Source organism: bacterium SCSIO 12643, assembly GCA_024398135.1.
In the GTDB taxonomy this organism is placed as follows: Bacteria; Bacteroidota; Bacteroidia; order Flavobacteriales_G; family Salibacteraceae; genus CAJXZP01.
The window spans coordinates 1,789,623-1,811,342 of sequence record CP073750.1 but is presented as its reverse complement, the minus strand read 5'-3'; the positions used below and the strand labels follow the sequence as shown (position 1 = coordinate 1,811,342).

11 protein-coding genes and 1 tRNA gene are annotated in these 21,720 nt (G+C 38.4%); 2 read left to right on the top strand and 10 right to left on the bottom strand.

Going from position 1 to position 21,720, the window contains the following annotated elements; genetic code table 11:
• Positions 1 to 38: 38 nt before the first annotated feature.
• From KFE94_07760 to KFE94_07750, 3 genes are all read right to left on the bottom strand, one after another.
• The gene (locus tag KFE94_07760; GenBank protein UTW68000.1) at positions 39 to 4,466 is read right to left on the bottom strand and encodes a gliding motility-associated C-terminal domain-containing protein; all 4,428 of its coding nucleotides are present in this window, start codon (positions 4,464 to 4,466) and stop codon (positions 39 to 41) included.
• Positions 4,467 to 4,649: 183 nt separating this feature from the next.
• Positions 4,650 to 9,080 (bottom strand): gliding motility-associated C-terminal domain-containing protein, encoded by a 4,431-nt coding sequence (locus KFE94_07755; GenBank protein UTW67999.1) that lies wholly within the window; start codon positions 9,078 to 9,080, stop codon positions 4,650 to 4,652.
• 136 nt (positions 9,081 to 9,216) lie between these two features.
• A complete protein-coding gene (locus KFE94_07750) occupies positions 9,217 to 13,647 on the bottom strand; it encodes a gliding motility-associated C-terminal domain-containing protein (protein UTW67998.1) in 4,431 nt (1,476 codons plus the stop codon).
• 230 nt (positions 13,648 to 13,877) lie between these two features.
• On the opposite strand from KFE94_07750, the gene KFE94_07745 reads away from it, so the two are divergent.
• Both KFE94_07745 and mce read left to right on the top strand, forming a co-directional pair.
• Positions 13,878 to 14,954 (top strand): FAD-binding oxidoreductase, encoded by a 1,077-nt coding sequence (locus KFE94_07745; protein ID UTW67997.1) that lies wholly within the window; start codon positions 13,878 to 13,880, stop codon positions 14,952 to 14,954.
• Positions 14,951 to 15,352, top strand: a complete 402-nt coding sequence (gene mce / locus KFE94_07740; GenBank protein UTW67996.1) for a methylmalonyl-CoA epimerase — start codon at positions 14,951 to 14,953, stop codon at positions 15,350 to 15,352. The genes KFE94_07745 and mce overlap by 4 nt, the downstream gene beginning before the upstream one ends.
• Position 15,353: 1 nt before the next feature.
• Here mce and KFE94_07735 read toward each other — a convergent pair whose 3' ends face one another.
• From KFE94_07735 to KFE94_07705, 7 genes are all read right to left on the bottom strand, one after another.
• Positions 15,354 to 15,983 (bottom strand): HAD family phosphatase, encoded by a 630-nt coding sequence (locus KFE94_07735; GenBank protein ID UTW68232.1) that lies wholly within the window; start codon positions 15,981 to 15,983, stop codon positions 15,354 to 15,356.
• 85 nt (positions 15,984 to 16,068) lie between these two features.
• Positions 16,069 to 17,520, bottom strand: a complete 1,452-nt coding sequence (locus KFE94_07730; protein UTW67995.1) for a T9SS type A sorting domain-containing protein — start codon at positions 17,518 to 17,520, stop codon at positions 16,069 to 16,071.
• A 310-nt stretch (positions 17,521 to 17,830) separates the two neighbouring features.
• Positions 17,831 to 18,679 carry an alpha/beta hydrolase gene (locus KFE94_07725; GenBank protein ID UTW67994.1) on the bottom strand — a complete coding sequence of 283 codons (849 nt, stop codon included), beginning with the start codon at positions 18,677 to 18,679 and terminating at the stop codon, positions 17,831 to 17,833.
• Between the two features lie 130 nt (positions 18,680 to 18,809).
• On the bottom strand, positions 18,810 to 19,274 hold the full coding sequence (locus KFE94_07720) for a hypothetical protein (GenBank protein ID UTW67993.1): 465 nt from the start codon (positions 19,272 to 19,274) through the stop codon (positions 18,810 to 18,812).
• Between the two features lie 81 nt (positions 19,275 to 19,355).
• A tRNA-Val gene (locus KFE94_07715) sits at positions 19,356 to 19,430 on the bottom strand.
• A gap of 48 nt (positions 19,431 to 19,478) precedes the next feature.
• The gene (locus tag KFE94_07710; GenBank protein ID UTW67992.1) at positions 19,479 to 20,420 is read right to left on the bottom strand and encodes a hypothetical protein; all 942 of its coding nucleotides are present in this window, start codon (positions 20,418 to 20,420) and stop codon (positions 19,479 to 19,481) included.
• A 15-nt stretch (positions 20,421 to 20,435) separates the two neighbouring features.
• Complete coding sequence (locus KFE94_07705; GenBank protein UTW68231.1) at positions 20,436 to 21,446, bottom strand: agmatine deiminase family protein; 1,011 nt, start codon at positions 21,444 to 21,446, stop codon at positions 20,436 to 20,438.
• Positions 21,447 to 21,720 lie beyond the last annotated feature (274 nt).

Genomic DNA, 21,720 nt, shown 5'->3' with positions numbered 1-21,720 from the left:
ACGTAGCTACCTAAATTAGGTTGCTTCGTGTTTATTTTTTATCTACCAGACCCTGTAAGAGTCACAGTACCTTGTTTTTTATATTCAGAGTCATCATTTCTGATTCCGGATAAAACATAATAGTAAACTCCATCTGGTTGATCTTCTCCGGCCCATCCCTGGTTAGGATCGGTCCATTCATAAACTTTCTTACCCCAACGGTTGTAGATTTCAACTTTGTATTCTTTTAAACCAAAAACAGGAAGATAGAATACATCGTTTTGACCATCACCATTAGGCGTAAAGATGTTGAAGAAAGCTTCAGTAGCGACACTCCAGATTAAAGCTTGAGCAGTATCCTTACAGCCAAACTCATTGGTTACGATTAATTGGTTGATATAAGCAGAATCGATAGCCATACCATTTTCATCAAGATTCGCTAAGTTGTAACTGAAAGTGACATTATCAGAGTTTGTAGTATTTACAGATCCAGAAGGAGAGTTAGGATGTTTCTCCCAATGGTGATACCAAACCACAGAATCAGTAGAAGTAATGTTGAGAGCTTTAAAGTCTACACTGAACGGAGCATGTCCATAGATAGGCGATTGCCAGTGCGGAACATTAAACTGAGAAGTACCGGTAGTATCAGTAAAGTTCATTTCAAACTCAGCAGTAGGTGCATCTTTGATAGGCAATTGATATTTAACAGCCGGAGAGATACATCTATCATTGTTTTCAGTAACCCAAACGAAGACATCACCACTATTTGGATTAGGAGCTACCCCCCAGAAAGTAGGATTACCAATACCGACAGTATCTAAAAGGTTGATGTCATTATACCAGTAAAGACTATCAGGATTAGAAGCAGTAGCAAAAAGATATACATCTTCCCCTTCACAATAAGCGGCAGGATTAGGAGAAGGAGCACTAGGAGTTTCCAGTACACGGATAGTATCACTACTAACACCAGTACAACCATTTAAGTTGGTATAAGTCACTTCAAGAACCCAAGCGCCAAGCGGAGCATTAGTTGCATCAAATCTACCATTAGAACCAAAAGCATTGATATCAAGCGTATCATTAGGTCCAAGTGGACTAATCGGTGTTTGCGTGAAAGAAGTACCATTACCGAATAACCAAGGACTAACGCTGATGGTAGCTTTATCTTCATTATCACAGAAAGTAAGCCCGTTCGGGAACTGTGGATAATCTTTTTGTAGGACTTTAATGGTCATGGTTTTCGAAGTACCACAAGTACCATCAAGACCGGTAACAGAAAGTGTAACGATATAATCACCCGGAGTAGCACCATCGGCATCGAAAACACCATTAGAGTCGATACGACCAGTAGGATCACTCCAGATGGCTTTCACCGGCCCAGCACCTTGCAGAGGATTGTTAGAAAGTGTATAGTTATTAGTTACGTGTACAGTATCATCCTGACAAACGTTAACTTGTAACTGATTAAATGTGAAGTTATAAGGTTCGATAACTTTGATACCCATAGTGTCAGAACTTAGACATGGAGTGTATAAAGTATAAGCGACATTATAAGTACCGGCAGAAAGTCCAACAGGATCGAAGACACCATTTACGGTATCTGTGATAGCCGCCCCAGACCATACACCACCAGCAGTAGCGGCAGTCAGAGTGATAGGAGCCCCTCCGACACACACTTCATTATAAGTAATGGAAGCATCCGGAAGTGGGATAACCTGAACATTGATCGTAGAATCATTGGCACAAAGAGCCGGAGTAGTTAAATGATAAGTGATAGGGAATACACCCACACCAGCAAGAGCAGGATCGAAGAGTCCACTAGAGTCTACACCGGTACCAGTGAAGTATCCACCACCAACGTTTACGGTAGCAGAATCAGGATCAGCACTCACACAATAAGGATCATTGAAAGTAAACCCTGCATCAAATTGAGTTACCATATTGATATGGTGTGTTAAAGTATCCGCACACCCACCGAAAGTATCAGAGATAATTACTTGATAAGTAGTAGAAGCAGGAGGCCCAGCGATAGGATCCGGAATATTAGTACTACTTAAACCAGTTGCAGGAGACCAGGAGTAGTTTAGAGCAGCAGGATCAACCCCAGCACAGAAGTTAAATCTGGTATTTGGACGTTGATTGGTTAAAGTTGCTCCACCAAAACCAATTTGACTATAAGTTTGACAAACAGATTGATTGTTTGCAGATTGGTAAATCACAGATTGATACCCCGTAGGAGTATAAGGCATGATGCTATTCCCATTAGCTGCATTACCAACGTTGTTGAAACAGATTTCAAAAACGAGACTGGAAGTACCATCCCATTTATAAGCAGTATTGAAGTTGTGAACATTCCAACCCGCCACAGCAGTGTACAAGTTGGCCGGAACCACAACAGTCATGTTACCAGGAGAAACCCAACCATTAGAAAGGTCCATTTCAGAAGTACAACCCATTTTGATTTCGAAGTTGTCATATACAGTAGGAGTACCTACAGTGTTAACAAAGAAAGCGATAGAGTTTAACATACCTCCAGCAGCAAGTCCCATGCTGATTAGATCAGCAGGTTGATAAATGATTTGGTGTTTAGCACCCCAACGAGATCCCCCATAGATAGAAGGGAAGGTGTTACCTGTATTAGTTGCAGTACCCGTACCAATATCACCATTTTGTACAACACCTAAACAACCTTGTGTTGTAGGTCCACAATTACTAGCTGGGATTGTTCCGTAATCAATACCCAACTGTGTAGTTTGTCCTACGCAAAGAACGGTATCCCCAGTAACTTGCATATCCACAGGGAAAGGAGGTGAAAGATCGATAAATACAGAACCAGTCTTTTTACATCCACCCGCAGAAGTTACAGTCACAGTGTAGTTAGTAGGATCAGAAGGGTTCGCCAAAGGAACCATTACAGTATCATAATCCAGAGAACTGGAAGGCGACCATTTATAAGTGTAAGAGAAAGAAGGTTGATCCGTAGAGATTTGAAGCGGATAATCATCAACAGAACAGATAAGCGTATCATTTGGCATTGTTAAGTTGAAGTTAGGAGCCACATTCACTACAACAGTATCTACATTTACACAAGTACCAGAAAGGTTTGAAGTAACGATATAAGTAGTAGTGACATTTGGAGAGAAAGACGGGAATTGACACGTCTGACAAGTTGCGTTATAACCTGGTGAAGAAGGTACGGTATCGATCGGAGAACCAGAAAGGACAGACCATGTGAATACAGTACCGCCAACAGCACCCATTTGAGCCCATTGTGTACCCTGACAAATAGTGAGGTCAGGACCAGCATAGGTAGAAGGGACCACGATGACATTATAAGAAGCTGTTACAAGACCAGGAGTAGGACAAGCGTCATCGACTCCGGTAACGGTGAAAGAGTTAAATGGAGCGGAACCAGCTTGAGCGATCCATGATACACTGATAGTTGCAGGATTACCCGGAGTAGTAGTAACGGTAGCACCAGGTAGAACTGTAGCAATGTTAGAGAACAGAGAAACAGTATCAGCAGCATCAGGATCAGTAAACACAAGATCGAAAGAGAACCAGTTACCTACACAAACTTCAACAGAGTCAGGACCTACTTGAAGACCAGTACCCTGGAAGTTAGAGATACCACCTGGTGGAGCCAATGGCTGTTGGTTGGCACAGCTAATCACAACGAATTGGATATCACGTGTTACACAACCTTTTAGAACCCCAGTCCCATATTCATATTCACAAGCTTGAACGGCAATAACGAAGTTACCTAAGATAGTAGGAGTGAAAGTTAATTGACCGGTAGTAGAATTTAATGTAATCCCTGGAATTGGTTGGTTAAAAGTATAACCAGCATTAAAGTTCACTGGGGTATTAGCTGCAGAAAGAGGGTTTACAAAACTATAAACGATAGAATCTCCATCTGGCTCGGTTACAGCGAAGTTATAATTTACTACCTGATTGATACACACATAAGGAATTGGTTGTGCATTGAAAACAGGAGAACTGTTACATGTATCCACACCACTATTCAAAGTCGCCTGGATGTAAGAACCTGGTTGTCCAACTAAGTTAACTGTGGTATTTCTACAACAAGTACTCCATGACATGGTCCAGGTATTACAAGGTGGTGCTAAAACAACAATACCTTGGTAGATGTGTTGCTGCATACCAGGTAGAGTACCTCCATTACAAGTAGAGTTGTTGATACTTGTAGGACATAGTTGAGATACTTCTGTACCATTAGGTCCATTTATTTTATTGAATGTTGCAGTTACAGAACCACCACAAGTACTGGTAAAATTAACAGTTACATTATTAGGTGCAGAGACCCCACTACAATCTCTAAAAAGATTGAGTGAAACCAGAAATGAGTCCTGTCCAACACATTGATAACTAAAGTCTAGACCAGAAATGTGAGTGGCGTTTGTATTTTGGATAAACCCCAAAAACACCAAAGACAAAATGGCGAAATAACGGTAAAATAACTTCATAATTATAGTTTTATACGAAGGCGATATATTAATATTCTGAATGTTAAATACATTTAAAATAATGTACGCAGCGAATGTAAACAAAAGAATATAGAAAAAAAACCTATTTTTTTTCCACAAAAAAAGGGCTCAAATTATTGAGCCCTTTCTCCATTTTCGAGTTATGTAAAGTAGGGTAGTTTTTTATCTACCAGACCCTGTAAGAGTCACAGTACCTTGTTTTTTATATTCAGAGTCATCATTTCTGATTCCAGATAAAACATAATAGTAAACTCCATCTGGTTGATCTTCTCCGGCCCATCCCTGGTTAGGATCGGTCCATTCATAAACTTTCTTACCCCAACGGTTGTAGATTTCAACTTTGTATTCTTTTAAACCAAAAACAGGAAGATAGAATACATCGTTTTGACCATCACCATTAGGCGTAAAGATGTTGAAGAAAGCTTCAGTAGCGACACTCCAGATTAAAGCTTGAGCAGTATCCTTACAGCCAAACTCATTGGTTACGATTAATTGGTTGATATAAGCAGAATCGATAGCCATACCATTTTCATCAAGATTCGCTAAGTTGTAACTGAAAGTGACATTATCAGAGTTTGTAGTATTTACAGATCCAGAAGGAGAGTTAGGATGTTTCTCCCAATGGTGATACCAAACCACAGAATCAGTAGAAGTAATGTTGAGAGCTTTAAAGTCTACACTGAACGGAGCATGTCCATAGATAGGCGATTGCCAGTGTGGAACATTAAACTGTGAAGTACCGGTAGTATCCGTAAAGTTCATTTCAAATTCAGCAGTAGGTGCATCTTTGATAGGCAATTGATATTTAACAGCCGGAGAGATACATCTATCATTGTTTTCAGTAACCCAAACGAAGACATCACCACTATTTGGATTAGGAGCTACCCCCCAGAAAGTAGGATTACCAATACCGACAGTATCTAAAAGATTGATGTCATTATACCAGTAAAGACTATCAGGATTAGAAGCAGTAGCAAAAAGATAGACATCTTCGCCTTCACAATAAGCGGCAGGATTAGGAGAAGGAGCACTAGGAGTTTCCAGTACACGGATAGTATCACTACTAACACCAGTACAACCATTTAAGTTGGTATAAGTCACTTCAAGAACCCAAGCACCAAGCGGAGCATTAGTTGCATCAAATCTACCATTAGAACCAAAAGCGTTGATATCAAGCGTATCATTAGGTCCAAGTGGACTAATCGGTGTTTGCGTGAAAGAAGTACCATTACCGAATAACCAAGGACTAACGCTGATGGTAGCTTTATCTTCATTATCACAGAAAGTAAGTCCGTTCGGGAACTGTGGATAATCTTTTTGTAGGACTTTAATGGTCATGGTTTTCGAAGTACCACAAGTACCATCAAGACCGGTAACAGAAAGTGTAACGATATAATCACCCGGAGTAGCACCATCGGCATCGAAAACACCATTAGAGTCGATACGACCAGTAGGATCACTCCAGATGGCTTTCACCGGCCCAGCACCTTGCAGAGGATTGTTAGAAAGTGTATAGTTATTAGTTACGTGTACAGTATCATCCTGACAAACGTTAACTTGTAACTGATTAAATGTGAAGTTATAAGGTTCGATAACTTTGATACCCATAGTGTCAGAACTTAGACATGGAGTATATAAAGTATAAGCGACATTATAAGTACCGGCAGAAAGTCCAACAGGATCGAAGACACCATTAGTAGTATCTGTAATAGCCGCCCCAGACCATACCCCACCAGCAGTAGCGGCAGTCAGAGTGATAGGAGCCCCTCCGACACACACTTCATTATAAGTAATGGAAGCATCCGGAAGTGGGATAACCTGAACATTGATTGTAGAATCATTGGCACAAAGAGCCGGAGTAGTTAAATGATAAGTGATAGGGAATACACCCACACCAGCAAGAGCAGGATCGAAGAGTCCACTGGAGTCTACACCGGTACCTGTGAAGTATCCACCACCAACGTTTACGGTAGCAGAATCAGGATCAGCACTCACACAATAAGGATCATTGAAAGTAAACCCTGCATCAAATTGAGTTACCATATTGATATGGTGAGTCAGCGTATCCGCACACCCACCGAAAGTGTCTGAAACCACCACCTGGTATGTTATTGAATTTGGCGGCCCAGCGATAGGATCCGGGATATTAGTACTGCTTAAACCAGCAGCAGGAGACCATGAATATGTCAAAGCAGCAGGATCAACCCCAGCACAGAAGTTAAATCTGGTATTAGGACGTTGATTGGTTAAAGTTGCTCCGCCAAATGTTCCCACAGAACTATAAGTCTGGCAAACAGATTGGTTATTTGCAGATTGGTAAATCACAGATTGATACCCCGTAGGAGTATAAGGCATGATGCTATTTCCATTAGCTGCATTACCAACGTTGTTGAAACAGATTTCAAAAACGAGACTGGAAGTACCATCCCATTTATAAGCAGTATTGAAGTTGTGAACATTCCAACCCGCCACAACAGTGTACAAGTTGGCCGGAACCACAACAGTCATGTTACCAGGAGAAATCCAACCATTAGAAAGGTCCATTTCAGAAGTACAACCCATTTTGATTTCGAAGTTGTCATATACAGTAGGAGTACCCACAGTGTTAACAAAGAAAGCGATAGAGTTTAACATACCTCCAGCAGCAAGTCCCATGCTGATTAGATCAGCAGGTTGGTAAATGATTTGGTGTTTAGCCCCCCAACGAGAGCCTCCATAGATAGAAGGGAATGTATTACCAGTATTAGTTGCAGTACCCGTACCAATATCACCATTTTGTACAACCCCTAAACAACCTTGTGTTGTAGGACCACAGTTTCCGGCTGGAATAGGCCCATAATCAATACCCAACTGTGTAGTTTGTCCTACGCAAAGAACGGTATCCCCAGTGACTTGCATGTTGTTTGGGAAAGGAGGAGAAAGATCGATAAATACAGAACCAGTCTTTTTACATCCACCCGCAGAAGTTACAGTCACAGTGTAGTTAGTAGGATCAGAAGGGTTCGCCAAAGGAACCATTACAGTATCATAATCCAGAGAACTGGAAGGCGACCATTTATAAGTGTAAGAGAAAGAAGGTTGATCCGTAGAGATTTGAAGTGGATAATCATCAACCGAACAAATAAGCGTATCATTTGGCATTGTTAAGTTGAAGTTAGGAGCCACATTCACTACAACAGTATCTACATTTACACAAGTACCAGAAAGGTTTGAAGTAACGATATAAGTAGTAGTGACATTTGGAGAGAAAGACGGGAATTGACACGTCTGACAAGTTGCGTTATAACCTGGTGAAGAAGGTACGGTATCGATCGGAGAACCAGAAAGGACAGACCATGTGAATACAGTACCGCCAACAGCACCCATTTGAGCCCATTGTGTACCCTGACAAATAGTGAGGTCAGGACCAGCATAGGTAGAAGGGACCACGATGACATTATAAGAAGCTGTTACAAGACCAGGAGTAGGACAAGCGTCATCAACCCCGGTAACGGTGAAAGTATTAAATGGAGCGGAACCAGCTTGAGCGATCCATGATACACTGATAGTTGCAGGATTACCCGGAGTAGTAGTAACGGTAGCACCAGGTAGAACTGTAGCAATGTTAGAGAACAGAGAAACAGTATCAGCAGCATCAGGATCAGTAAAAACAAGATCGAAAGAAAACCAGTTACCTACACAAACTTCAACAGAGTCAGGACCTACTTGAAGACCAGTACCCTGGAAGTTAGAGATACCACCTGGTGGAGCCAATGGTTGCTGATTAGAACAACTAATCACAACGAATTGGATATCACGAGTGACACACGCCTTTAATATACCTGTTCCATATTCATATTCACATACCTGAACGGCAATAACGAAGTTACCTAAGATAGTAGGGGTGAAAGTTAATTGACCGGTAGTAGAATTTAATGTAATCCCTGGAATTGGTTGGTTAAAAGTATAACCAGCAGCGAAGTTCACTGGAGTATTAGCGGCAGAAAGAGGGTTTACAAAACTATAAACGATAGAATCTCCATCTGGCTCGGTTACAGCGAAGTTATAATTTACTACCTGATTGATACACACATAAGGAATTGGTTGTGCATTAAACATTGGAGAGTTGTTACAAGTATCTACTCCACTATTTAGTGTAGCACTGATATAAGAACATGGTGCTCCAACTAAGTTAACTGTGGTATTTCTATTACAGGTACTCCATGACATGGTCCAGGTATTACAAGGTGGTGCTAAAACAACAATACCTTGATAGATGTGTTGCTGCATACCAGGTAGAGTACCCCCATTACAAGTAGAGTTGTTGATACTTGTAGGACATAGTTGAGATACTTCTGTACCATTAGGTCCATTTATTTTATTGAAGAGTTGATTAATATTCCCACCACAAGTACTGGTAAAGTTAATAGTTACATTATTAGGGGCAGGAATACCACTACAATCTCTAAATATATTTAAAGTAACAAGAAAAGAGTCTTGTCCAATGCATTGATAATTAAAATCTAACCCAGAAATATGGGATGCATTTGTATTTTGGATAAAACCCAAAAACACCAAAGACAAAATGGCGAAATAACGGTAAAATAACTTCATAACTATAGTTTTATGTAGGCTGGTGACGTTCGTATGAAAACAAAAGTTGCCTGACTATAGTCAATTAGTTTTATTAATTTGAAATTAAAAATGAAAAGAACCGTGAAATAGAAGCCTATTTCACGGTTCTTTTTTGTTATTTACCTGATCCGGTAAGGGTCACTGTTCCATTCTTTTTATATTCAGAGTCATCATTTCTGATTCCGGATAAAACATAATAGTAAACTCCATCTGGTTGATCTTCTCCGGCCCATCCCTGGTTAGGATCGGTCCATTCATAAACTTTCTTACCCCAACGGTTGTAGATTTCAACTTTGTATTCTTTTAAACCAAAAACAGGAAGATAGAATACATCGTTTTGACCATCACCATTAGGCGTAAAGATGTTGAAGAAAGCTTCAGTAGCGACACTCCAGATTAAAGCTTGAGCAGTATCCTTACAGCCAAACTCATTGGTTACGATTAATTGGTTGATATAAGCAGAATCGATAGCCATACCATTTTCATCAAGATTCGCTAAGTTGTAACTGAAAGTGACATTATCAGAGTTTGTAGTATTTACAGATCCAGAAGGAGAGTTAGGATGTTTCTCCCAATGGTGATACCAAACCACAGAATCAGTAGAAGTAATGTTGAGAGCTTTAAAGTCTACACTGAACGGAGCATGTCCATAGATAGGCGATTGCCAGTGCGGAACATTAAACTGAGAAGTACCGGTAGTATCAGTAAAGTTCATTTCAAACTCAGCAGTAGGTGCATCTTTGATAGGCAATTGATATTTAACAGCCGGAGAGATACATCTATCATTGTTTTCAGTAACCCAAACGAAGACATCACCACTATTTGGATTAGGAGCTACCCCCCAGAAAGTAGGATTACCAATACCGACAGTATCTAAAAGGTTGATGTCATTATACCAGTAAAGACTATCAGGATTAGAAGCAGTAGCAAAAAGATATACATCTTCCCCTTCACAATAAGCGGCAGGATTAGGAGAAGGAGCACTAGGAGTTTCCAGTACACGGATAGTATCACTACTAACACCAGTACAACCATTTAAGTTGGTATAAGTCACTTCAAGAACCCAAGCGCCAAGCGGAGCATTAGTTGCATCAAATCTACCATTAGAACCAAAAGCATTGATATCAAGCGTATCATTAGGTCCAAGTGGACTAATCGGTGTTTGCGTGAAAGAAGTACCATTACCGAATAACCAAGGACTAACGCTGATGGTAGCTTTATCTTCATTATCACAGAAAGTAAGCCCGTTCGGGAACTGTGGATAATCTTTTTGTAGGACTTTAATGGTCATGGTTTTCGAAGTACCACAAGTACCATCAAGACCGGTAACAGAAAGTGTAACGATATAATCACCCGGAGTAGCACCATCGGCATCGAAAACACCATTAGAGTCGATACGACCAGTAGGATCGCTCCAGATGGCTTTCACCGGCCCAGCACCTTGCAGAGGATTGTTAGAAAGTGTATAGTTATTAGTTACATGTATGGTATCATCCTGACAAACATTCACCTGATTTTGGTTGAAAGTGAAGTTATAAGGTTCGATAACTTTGATACCCATAGTGTCAGAACTTAGACATGGAGTATATAAAGTATAAGCGACATTATAAGTACCGGCAGAAAGTCCAACAGGATCGAAGACACCATTAGTAGTATCTGTAATTGCAGCACCTGACCATACTCCACCAGCAGTAGCGGCAGTTAGAGTGATAGGAGTCCCTCCGACACACACTTCATTATAAGTAATGGAAGCATCCGGAAGTGGGATAACCTGAACATTGATCGTAGAATCATTGGCACAAAGAGCCGGAGTAGTTAAATGATAAGTGATTGGGAATACACCCACACCAGCAAGAGCAGGGTCGAAGAGTCCACTAGAGTCTACACCGGTACCAGTGAAGTATCCCCCACCAACGTTTACGGTAGCAGAATCAGGATCAGCACTTACACAATAAGGATCATTGAAAGTAAACCCAGCATCAAATTGAGTTACCATATCAATAAAATGAGTCAAAGTATCTGAACATCCACCGAAAGTGTCTGAAACCACCACCTGGTATGTTATTGAATTTGGCGGCCCAGCGATAGGATCCGGGATATTAGTACTGCTTAAACCAGCAGCAGGAGACCATGAATATGTCAAAGCAGCAGGATCAACCCCAGCACAGAAGTTAAATCTGGTATTAGGACGTTGATTGGTTAAAGTTGCTCCGCCAAATGTTCCCACAGGACTATAAGTCTGGCAAACAGATTGATTGTTTGCAAATTGGTAAATCACAGATTGATATCCCGTAGGAGTATAAGGCATGATGCTATTCCCATTAGCTGCATTACCAACGTTGTTGAAACAGATTTCAAAAACGAGACTGGAAGTACCATCCCATTTATAAGCAGTATTGAAGTTGTGAACATTCCAACCCGCCACAGCAGTGTACAAGTTGGCTGGAACCACAACAGTCATGTTACCAGGAGAAATCCAACCATTAGAAAGGTCCATTTCAGAAGTACAACCCATTTTGATTTCGAAGTTGTCATATACAGTAGGAGTACCCACAGTGTTAACAAAGAAAGCGATAGAGTTTAACATACCTCCAGCAGCAAGTCCCATGCTGATTAGATCAGCAGGTTGATAAATGATTTGATGTTTAGCCCCCCAACGAGAGCCTCCATAGATAGAAGGGAAGGTATTACCAGTATTGGTCGTAGTACCCGTACCGATATCTCCATTTTGTACAACCCCTAAACAACCTTGTGTTGTAGGACCGCAGTTTCCGGCTGGAATAGGCCCATAATCAATACCCAACTGTGTAGTTTGTCCTACACAAAGAACGGTATCCCCAGTAACTTGCATGTTGTCTGGGAAAGGAGGTGAAAGATCAATAAATACAGAACCTGTTTTTTTACATCCACCAGCAGAAGTTACGGTTACAGTGTAGTTAGTAGGATCAGAAGGGTTCGCCAAAGGAACCATTACAGTATCATAATCCAGAGAACTGGAAGGCGACCATTTATAAGTGTAAGAGAAAGAAGGTTGATCCGTAGAGATTTGAAGTGGATAATCATCAACAGAACAGATAAGCGTATCATTTGGCATTGTTAAGTTGAAGTTAGGAGCCACATTTACCACAACAGTATCTATGTTGGAACATGTACTTGATAAATTGGAAGTCACGATATAAGTAGTAGTCACATTTGGAGAGAAAGACGGGAATTGACAGTTTTGGCAAGTCGCATTATACCCTGAAGAGGTTGGGACAGTATCGATCGGAGAACCGGAAAGAACCGTCCAGGTAAAAGAAGTACCACCGACAACACCCATTTGAGCCCATTGTGTACCCTGACAAATAGTGACATCAGGACCGGCATAGGTTGAAGGTGTTACAATTACATTGTAAGATTCTGTAACAATTCCAGGTGTCTGACAAGCGTCATCAATACCTGTGACTGTAAATGAATTAAAAGGAGGGGTTCCAGGTTGTGCTATCCAGGAAACGGTCATTGTTGCGGGATTACCCGGAGTGGTAGTAACGGTAGCACCAGGCAGAACTGTAGAGATATTAGAGAATAAAGTAACGGTATCTCCTGTATCTGGATCGGTAAAAACCAAATCAAACGTAAAAGTATTCCCTACACACACTTCAACAGAGTCTGGACCAATTAACAGACCAGTACCCTGGAAGTTAGAGATACCATTTGGTGGGGCCAATGGTTGCTGATTTGAACAAGGAATCACAACGAATTGGATATCACGTGTTACACAACCTTTTAGAATTCCGGTGCCATATTCATATTCACATACCTGAACGGCAATGACAAAATTACCTTGAATTGTAGGAGTGAAAGTTAATTGACCGGTAGAAGAGTTTAATGTGATACCCGTAATTGGTTGATTAAAAGTATAGGGATTGTTGAATGTTACAGGGTTACCAGCTCCTTGAAGTGGGTTTACAAAACTATAAACTAAACTATCTCCATCAGGCTCGGTTACAGCGAAGTTATAATTTACTACCTGATTGATACACACATAAGGAATTGGTTGTGCGTTAAATAATGGAGAGTTATTACAAGTATCTACCCCACTGTTTAGCGTAGCACTGATATACGAACAAGGTTGTCCAACCAGGTTTACCGTACTATTTCTATCACACACCTGATAAGACATGGTCCAGGTGTTACAAGGTGGAGATAATACAACAATACCTTGATAGATGTGTTGCTGCATACCTGGTAAAGTGTCTCCATTACAAGTGGAATTGTTTATTGCAGATGGGCATAATTGAGATACTTCTGTACCGTTGGGCCCATTAATTTTATTGAAAACTTGATTTAAATTTCCACCACAAGTACTGGTGAAATTAATGTTTACAGTTGGAGGGGCAGGAATACCACTACAATCTCTAAACATATTCAATGTAACCAGGAAGGAATCCTGACCAATACATTGATAGCTAAAATCTAATCCTGAGACGTGGGTTGCATTTGCATTTTCGATGAACGAAAACATCACCAAGGATAAAAAGACGAGGTAACGGGATAGGTTCTTCATGAGAATTTTATTTTACGGTTTACCTCATTGGGACGAATTTATTTTGTGAAAAGTTGCCAAGCGAAATTTTATATTTCCAAAATACCATTAAACTAAGGGTTTAGCATATGATTTTTTTAGATCAGATATATGATTCTTTTCATGATAAAAACTAAAATGGTATTGTACTTTTGACTCTATTTTAGGGGTAGAAATATCCTTTTTTAAAAACTTGTTTGAGTACCGAAAAAATGAAAACATCTGTAGATTTTTTGATCGTAGGACAAGGTTTGGCAGGAACAGTTTTAAGCCAAAAACTATTTAGTAAAGGGTTTAAAATAAATGTGATAGAAAACTTTGTATCAAATTCGGCTTCCAGAATTGCCGCAGGCGTATTTAATCCTGTGACTTATAGAAAGCTGAAAATGGCAGAGTTTGCAGATTTTTTAATTCCGGAAGTTTTCGAATACTACGTCAAAGTGGAAAAAGAATTGGGTCAAAAATTCTTTTATCCGACTTCATTTTTGAAGTTAATTACGGATTTTGAAGAATTAAACAATTGGCAAATTCAGTCTGAAATATCTACAAATAAACCTTTTATGTCTCAGGAAATTGTGACTGAGAATTTTGGTAATAAAATATTAAATCCATTCGGGGCAGGACAGGTTTTACAGTCGGGATTAGTGAAAGTTGGGCAGTTTTTGGATGCCTGGAAAGCAGAGTTAAGAAATAACGGTTTAATTCATGAAGAAAAGTTTTGTCATGATGATTTAAAACAGGTTGAAGGCGGGTATCAATATGGTGAGATATTCGCACAAAATATTATTTTTTGCGAAGGTGTGGGAGTAGTACGTAATCCGTGGTTTAACTGGTTGCCCATGCAGCAATTCAAGGGTGAAGTGATCGAGATTTATGCCCCTGAACTGGAAATAGACCGATTGTTAAACAGAGGTGTTTTTGTTTTGCCTCTGGGAGAAGGTAAGTTTAAAATTGGTGCGACACATGATTGGAAACATGTGGATGAAAATATTACCGAAGAAGGTAAAAAAGAACTTACGGATAAATTAGACAAAATTCTGAATGTGGATTACCAGATAATCTCGCATCATGCGGGATTAAGACCAGCTACGAGAGATAGACGTCCATTTATTGGAGCACACCCTGAAATGAAAAATATGTTTGTGTTAAATGGTCTGGGATCAAAAGGAGTTATCATGATTCCGTGGTTAGCAGATGTATTTATCAAAGGGTTAAAAGACAAGGAATGGCCAAAAACATTTAACATTGAAAGATATATTCGATTTTACAATACAAAAGTTGAGAAATGAGAAAGATTGAACATTTAGGAATAGCAGTTAAAGATATTAATGCTGCAAATGAAGTTTTTGCAAAGCTATTAGGTAAGCAAAGCTATAAGCAGGAGACTGTAGAGAGTGAAGCAGTAACGACTTCTTTTTTTGAAATCGGAGCGTCTAAAATAGAATTATTACAAGCCAATAGTGAGGCGAGCGCGATTCATAAATATTTGGAAAAAAATCGTGAAGGAATTCACCATATCGCTTTTGATGTGGAAGATATATATGCTGAAATAGAACGCTTAAAAAGTGAAGGATTTGTTTTTATCAATGAAAACCCAAAAGAAGGCGCAGATAATAAACTGGTAGTATTTATACATCCTAAATCTGCCAATGGAATTTTGGTAGAATTATGTCAGGAAAAAAACTAGATTAAAACAGTTGAAGAATATCTTCACCGGGTTGTAGCCAATGGGTCTGCAATCCGGTTTTTTTTGCTCCAATAATATGTTGTTCGGAGTCATCTATGAATAAAGTTTTTTCTGGGTTTAGATTATTTTCGGAGATAACAAATTCAAAAATCTCCACATTGGGTTTTCTCATTTTAACCTCATGAGAAAGATACGCGACTTCAAAAGCATCAAAAAAGGCGTTCTTACCCAGTAGTTGATTTGTGTAGTTTGAAAACCAATTCATATGAATGGCATTGGTATTACTCAAAAGGAATATCCTTTTTTGTGTCGCGATGTTTTGTAATAATTGGAAGCGAGCAACAGGTAAGTCTAAAAGCATATCATTCCAGGCCGAATCAATTTCTCCAGAGTTTAAATCTAAGCCCGAATAAGATTCTACAAAGCCTCTAAATTCTTCAGGTGAAATTTGCCCTGTTTCAAACTGATTAAAAACGTCTACTTGTTTTTTCTGAGAGAATAAATTTTGGACATCATTAACGCCAAGTTTTGCAAATGATTCAACGGTTTTATGATAATCCAGATTAAGTATAACACCTCCTAAATCAAAGATGATGGCCTGATAATTATTCAGATTTAGTTTCACGATAATCGAGTTTAAAAAGCCAAATATAGCATACAAAAAAAGCAATGACATTACTGCCATTGCTTTTGTCGGTATATGAGTGAATGAAACTTTATTTCTCGATAACTAGTTTACCTGTTTTAGTTATTTCGCTAGCTACAATAGAATATAAATAGAAACCTCTTTGGAAGTTATCTAATTGGATTCTTGTTGAGCCATTCAAATTAACTTTATAAGTGTAAGTTTTACTAGTGTTGAAGTTAATAAGAGTAAGATCTCCTTGTTCTTGTTCTAAATCTTCAGATTTTACGATGAACTCAACATACTCATTTGCCGGGTTTGGCGTCACGGTAACCTGAAGTTTTTCTAAATCTGGATTTGAAGAATTAGCATTTGTTTCTTCCTCGATTTCTTCTTTAAAACCGTTACAAGAACATGTTGCTGCGCTCCAGGCAGAGTAAGTACCATCTTCACATACAGTTCTTACTTTCCAGGAATAACAAGTAGAAGCATCACTAATAAAGACTGAATTAGATAATGTGGACATACCAATAGAAGATGGTAATCCGGATTTACAACATGCAGGATCGTTATAGGTAATCATCACTTCGTAACCAGAAGCACCAGCAACAGTATTCCAGAATAGTTTGCGACCATTTTTTTGGATTTCACAATCTAATCTCTCCGGAGCTACACATTTAAGCTCACTAGGTGTACATCCACACATTTTGTCACTCCAGGCAGATTTACATTCATCAGGGAAAACCGCTCTAACTTTCCAGGAGAAACATTTTGTTGTCGAAGGAATAACCAAAGCTGTACTTGTTGTAGTGAACAAATTTGCTGTTGGAAGATCTCCCTCAATACAGCAGTCAGGATCATCATATATTACTTCAACTTCGTAGCCTATTGCACCAGGAACACTGCTCCATGATACTACATTTCCATTGATAGCTTCACAACAATCGAGGTTAGAAGGAGGAGCAACTGAACTAGGCCCAGTAACAGTAATGCTTCCACAAAGCTGCAACGCGGTTGGGGAATTATTACCATTATTATTAAATACATCAACCTCGATGCAGTTAACTCCTGGAGAAATAGTTATGGTAGAATTTAAACTTCCCGGATTTGTATGAGTTATTCCACCCGGCATTAGAATTGAAGAGCCATTCACTCTAAAATCCGCCCATAAGTTATCGGCAGCAATCCAACTAATGTCTAAAGTTGCAGAATTAGAAACGCAATTTCCTGTTTCAAAACATAGTTTGTATGTATAAGTGCCAGGAGCTGCGCTAATGATGTTATTTGCAGCATTTACGCTTGACGAAATCCATCGACCACATGAGTTTTGAGCGTATGCGTTTGGATAAACAGTCGTGCCGTATTGTATAGCTCCTGTAGTTATGGTTGCTGGAATGAAGGATGTTGTTCCGGGGTTGCGAACTGTCCAATTTGGATCGTCAGTTCCAATGGTTCCCACTCCGGTGGTAATGTTAAAAACTTGCCCATACGAGGCAAAGGCCATGCTGATAAGCATGAGACACAAGGTGATTTTGTTTTTCATGTCGGATATTTTTATTTAAGTCTTTTGTTTAGAATAAAACTGGTTAATAATTGAATAATAAAACTTCCGGAAATTCCATCCGAAGTTAGGTTATGGATATCGTTTTATCCCTCAGGGTTTTCCACAAAAAAAGTGTAAGTATTTACCGCAAAATCAAGTCCGTAATATCCGTACGGTTAGAATTGAATCTACTATAATGACTTGAAAGTTTAAAACATAGGGTGTTTTAATGTGCGAAATCACACTCATCATTGAATAGCTTTTTTTTCAAAAAGGTGATGGACAGAATAATGTAAATAGGGATGGTTAATTATTTTCCGGATGCTGTTTTTGAAATAAATTGATCTACTAATAAATTAAATGCTGAGGGTTGATCCATATGCGCACAGTGCCCTGCATTATCAATAATGATAGAAGTACTATTTTCCAAATCATTGTGCCATTGATGCGCCATTTTTAAAGCTAAAGGAATATCATGTTCCCCGGTTAAAATAAGAGTCGGATAAGGAATCTGAATAGAATCACGGTTTTTTATAATGTTTTGGAATCCTTGCATTACCATAAAAGACTTTCGTTCATATAGACTGGAGGCTTTATAGAATAGGGATTTACCTTCGGGTGTAAAACAGGTGATTTCCGAAGTCTTTTTTCGAAAAGACTCCATGGAAAATAACGCGCGAAGAATCAAGCCAAGATTAGATGATCTCTGCGCTTTTTCTACCTCTTTGTTTTCATGATGAATATTGTATCCTCCAAGGGCGGTAAGAGAAAGTATTTTTTGAGGGTGTTGAAATGCAAAATGTTGAGCGACTAAAGAGCCCATGGAAGTACCCACAACATGAACTTTTTCAATTCCTTCCTGATCTAGAATTTGAAAGATGTGATTGGAGGAAGCATCTATTTTGTCTTTTGATTTCCCGGTCTTAGATAAACCATGTCCAATAAGGTCCACGGTAATGAGTCGATATTTAGAAGAAAAATGATCAATTTGAGAATCAAATGCGCGATGGTCAGAGAAAGCTGGATGTAAGAATAGGATGGTGTTTTTATGATGTTCACCAGATACAAAATAGTGAATGTCATATCCATTTTGTGAGAGAGTTTTATGTGTAACTGAGGTATGGATTTGAGTAGAAGTATTGGTATTGAATGTTTTCATAAAGAAGGCATTTTCTATCTCGAAATAAATTTTAATTCCCAGAATGGAAATTAGAACAAAAGATATTACGAGTGTCAGACGTTTGAACTTTTTCATGTAAAATAGGATATGATAACATTTAATTGTTGGATTAAGAATATTTCAATTTGGCTAATTTATCAATGCGCCTCTTATTTTCTTGCTGTAATAATGATGGGTATAAATTCATTAATGTGTTTACAATCATTATGATCAATGCGAATACAAAATTCAAATGAACGAGTTCTTTTAAAGCGAAAATCATTACAAAAACAAATGCGATCAGATGACCTATCTCTGCGCTGGTCATTTCTTTTCTTAGGGTATTTAAATCTGTCATTTCCACTTTTGATTTTAGTTTCAGTTTGGGGTTGAAAAATTTGAAAGGCGTGTTTTTCACAACCCATTTAATGATTCCAAGTCCGATATTTTTGTTCAAGCTCTTGTTTTCTATGAAATTTAGATTTGAGAACTTTTGATAATGTTGGGTTTTCATGAAGATAAGATTCAGAATTAGCCCAACAACCCAGGATATAAATGTAATGGAAATGGAGAATGTTAAATATTTAATGATCATTAGATTCGGCTTATAAAGTTGTTGGGTAACAATAGTATATAAATATCTAAAAATGGAATAATGCGATGGACTCGAATATTGTGAGTCATACTGGATTCGAACCAGTGACCTCTGCCCTGTCAAGGCAGCGCTCTAAACCAACTGAGCTAATGACTCTCTGAATGACCTCGACAAAATAAATGATAAAAGCGATAATCAACTATATTATTCGGTGAAGAAAATACATTCGTTTCTAACTTTAATTTGATGTTGTTCGAGTTGTGATTTTAATTTCATCCATGTTTTGTCTTTTAATGTACCAGCCGGGTAAAGAGCTTCTTTATAATCTATGGTGATGATACGCATACCATTTGGCCTTTTACCTTTCGATTCATAAATAATTTCATTGATGTGTTTTAAAGGATAAGTTTTGTTTCTCCAAAAAAGAATATGGTTTTGAATAATGAGGTATTCACTTGTTAATACAAAGTAGTGCATCATCCACGCGTGTAGTAATAACCAAAAGAGACAAAAAAAGCTAAGAAAAAATACAGTATGAATTTCGAAAGTATCTATTCTGACCCAGAACAAATAGGTCATCATTAGAAGTATGGACCACAATGAAATGCCTCTTAAGCTAAAAATGGGTGAACCTTTAAAAACTGATTTTGCTTGCAGAGAAATAGATGAAGTGGGAATAGATGATAAATCAATCGGAATGTAGGTTTGATTCTTAATAATTGTTTGCTCCAGAAAAGATTTGATCTCCCAGGAATTGGAGTACATATCAGTAAATATTTGTTTTACTGATCCATCTTTAAAATATATTGAAGTACCATTTACTGGATGTGAAATGATATAAGGAAATAGAACAATATCATTTAAGATGATATTTTCAATGTCTTTTGAAAGGTACGTTTCCGAATTAAATTGAATCCGGTCTTTGGCGATATTTATTTTAGGTGTATTCCGTATGTATACCCATATGGTATATATAATTACCAGAAGGACTAGAATGCCAAAGATGAGGAAGAAAATATGAAAATCGTTTTGTTTTGGAGTGGAGAAAAATAAGTTTAATAGAAAGACTCCCATACCCCCCAAAAAAAGAGAAACAAAAAATAATGCCAGGTAGAAATTAAGAGGATCTTTTTTGGATACAATCATGTAGTTGAATGAAAATTATTCCGGTTGTTGTTGTGTGACGCAATGGATCATTCCGCCAAACTCAAATAGGTTCCTGACGTCAATTCCAATAACTTGTCGATTAGGATATAAATCTTGAAGAAGCCCATTTGCAATTACATCATTTGGGTCGTTATAATTGGGTACCAGAACAACGGTGTTTCCGATGTAATAGTTGATATAAGAGCCCTTGTATCCTAAGTTTTTTCCATGAGTGGTAACCACATTGTTCTTTGTCAATGGAATCTTAATGTAGTGGTATGATTTACCGTCTTTCGTCTTTGCAGAATATAATCTCTGAATATCAGTTGACTTGACATCATAATGTTCTAAATCCGGATCATCCATGGTAACAATAGTTTGGGGGGTCACAAAACGTGCAAATCCATCAATATGCTGATCGGTGATATCTAAACCCGCTTGTCCATCTAACCAAATAAAATGTGTGATTCCCAAATACATTTTAAAAAGTTGCTCCACTTGTTCCTGTGATATATTCGGATTACGGTTTTTGTTTAGAATAGAGCTTTTACACGCCATTAAGGTACCGTCCCCATCAATTTCAAAACTCCCTCCTTCATTAATAAGTTGTGCGTTTAAATCAATAGATTCTAAACCCTGATCTTGTGCAATTTTACGAGGAATTAAATCGCATTTTTCATAGTCAGCTTTATTGCCCCAACCATTGAACCCCCAGTCTTGAATAACCAAATTGCCATTTAGGTCTTTGACATAAATGGGACCATTATCTCTGATCCATACATCATCTGTTGGATAGATTTTAAAGTCTATTTGATCCAGAGAAATATTTTCGTTTTGAAGTAAATCTATAATCCTGTTTTTTTCTTCAATGTTATAGGCGATGATATGAACTTTTTCACTTGAAATGAGTGCTTTGGTCATGTCAATCCAAGAGGACTCAACATCATTTCTATATTTTACCCCATATTGATATTGATGTGGCCATTGCAACCAGGTGCCTTCATGCGGACTGCTTTCTTCAGGCATCATATATTTCAACTGAACAGCAGAGTTTGGCGCTTGAGGATTGTCCTTTTTGCAAGAGAAAAAAAGTGCTAAAATTGAAATAAGGAATAAATTCACTTGCAATAGATTTTGAAATCTGAACGAGATTTTGAACATCAAATAAAAGTAAGAAATTTATATTTCTTAAAGTTTAACTGGGAATAGATCAATTTATTTCATTGAAATAGGGCGAGGGTAAAAAGTGAAAAAAGCTACAACTCTTATTATAGAATTGTAGCTTTAAAGGTAATGTAAT

Excerpts from the sequence above, each read along its gene's own strand:
- KFE94_07760 (UTW68000.1), bottom strand. The coding sequence starts at position 4,466 with ATGAAGTTATTTTACCGTTATTTCGCCATTTTGTCTTTGGTGTTTTTG.
- KFE94_07755 (UTW67999.1), bottom strand. The coding sequence starts at position 9,080 with ATGAAGTTATTTTACCGTTATTTCGCCATTTTGTCTTTGGTGTTTTTG.
- KFE94_07750 (UTW67998.1), bottom strand. The coding sequence starts at position 13,647 with ATGAAGAACCTATCCCGTTACCTCGTCTTTTTATCCTTGGTGATGTTT.
- KFE94_07745 (UTW67997.1), top strand. The coding sequence starts at position 13,878 with ATGAAAACATCTGTAGATTTTTTGATCGTAGGACAAGGTTTGGCAGGA.
- mce (UTW67996.1), top strand. The coding sequence starts at position 14,951 with ATGAGAAAGATTGAACATTTAGGAATAGCAGTTAAAGATATTAATGCT.
- KFE94_07730 (UTW67995.1), bottom strand. The coding sequence starts at position 17,520 with ATGAAAAACAAAATCACCTTGTGTCTCATGCTTATCAGCATGGCCTTT.
- KFE94_07725 (UTW67994.1), bottom strand. The coding sequence starts at position 18,679 with ATGAAAACATTCAATACCAATACTTCTACTCAAATCCATACCTCAGTT.
- KFE94_07720 (UTW67993.1), bottom strand. The coding sequence starts at position 19,274 with ATGATCATTAAATATTTAACATTCTCCATTTCCATTACATTTATATCC.
- KFE94_07710 (UTW67992.1), bottom strand. The coding sequence starts at position 20,420 with ATGATTGTATCCAAAAAAGATCCTCTTAATTTCTACCTGGCATTATTT.
- KFE94_07705 (UTW68231.1), bottom strand. The coding sequence starts at position 21,446 with ATGCCTGAAGAAAGCAGTCCGCATGAAGGCACCTGGTTGCAATGGCCA.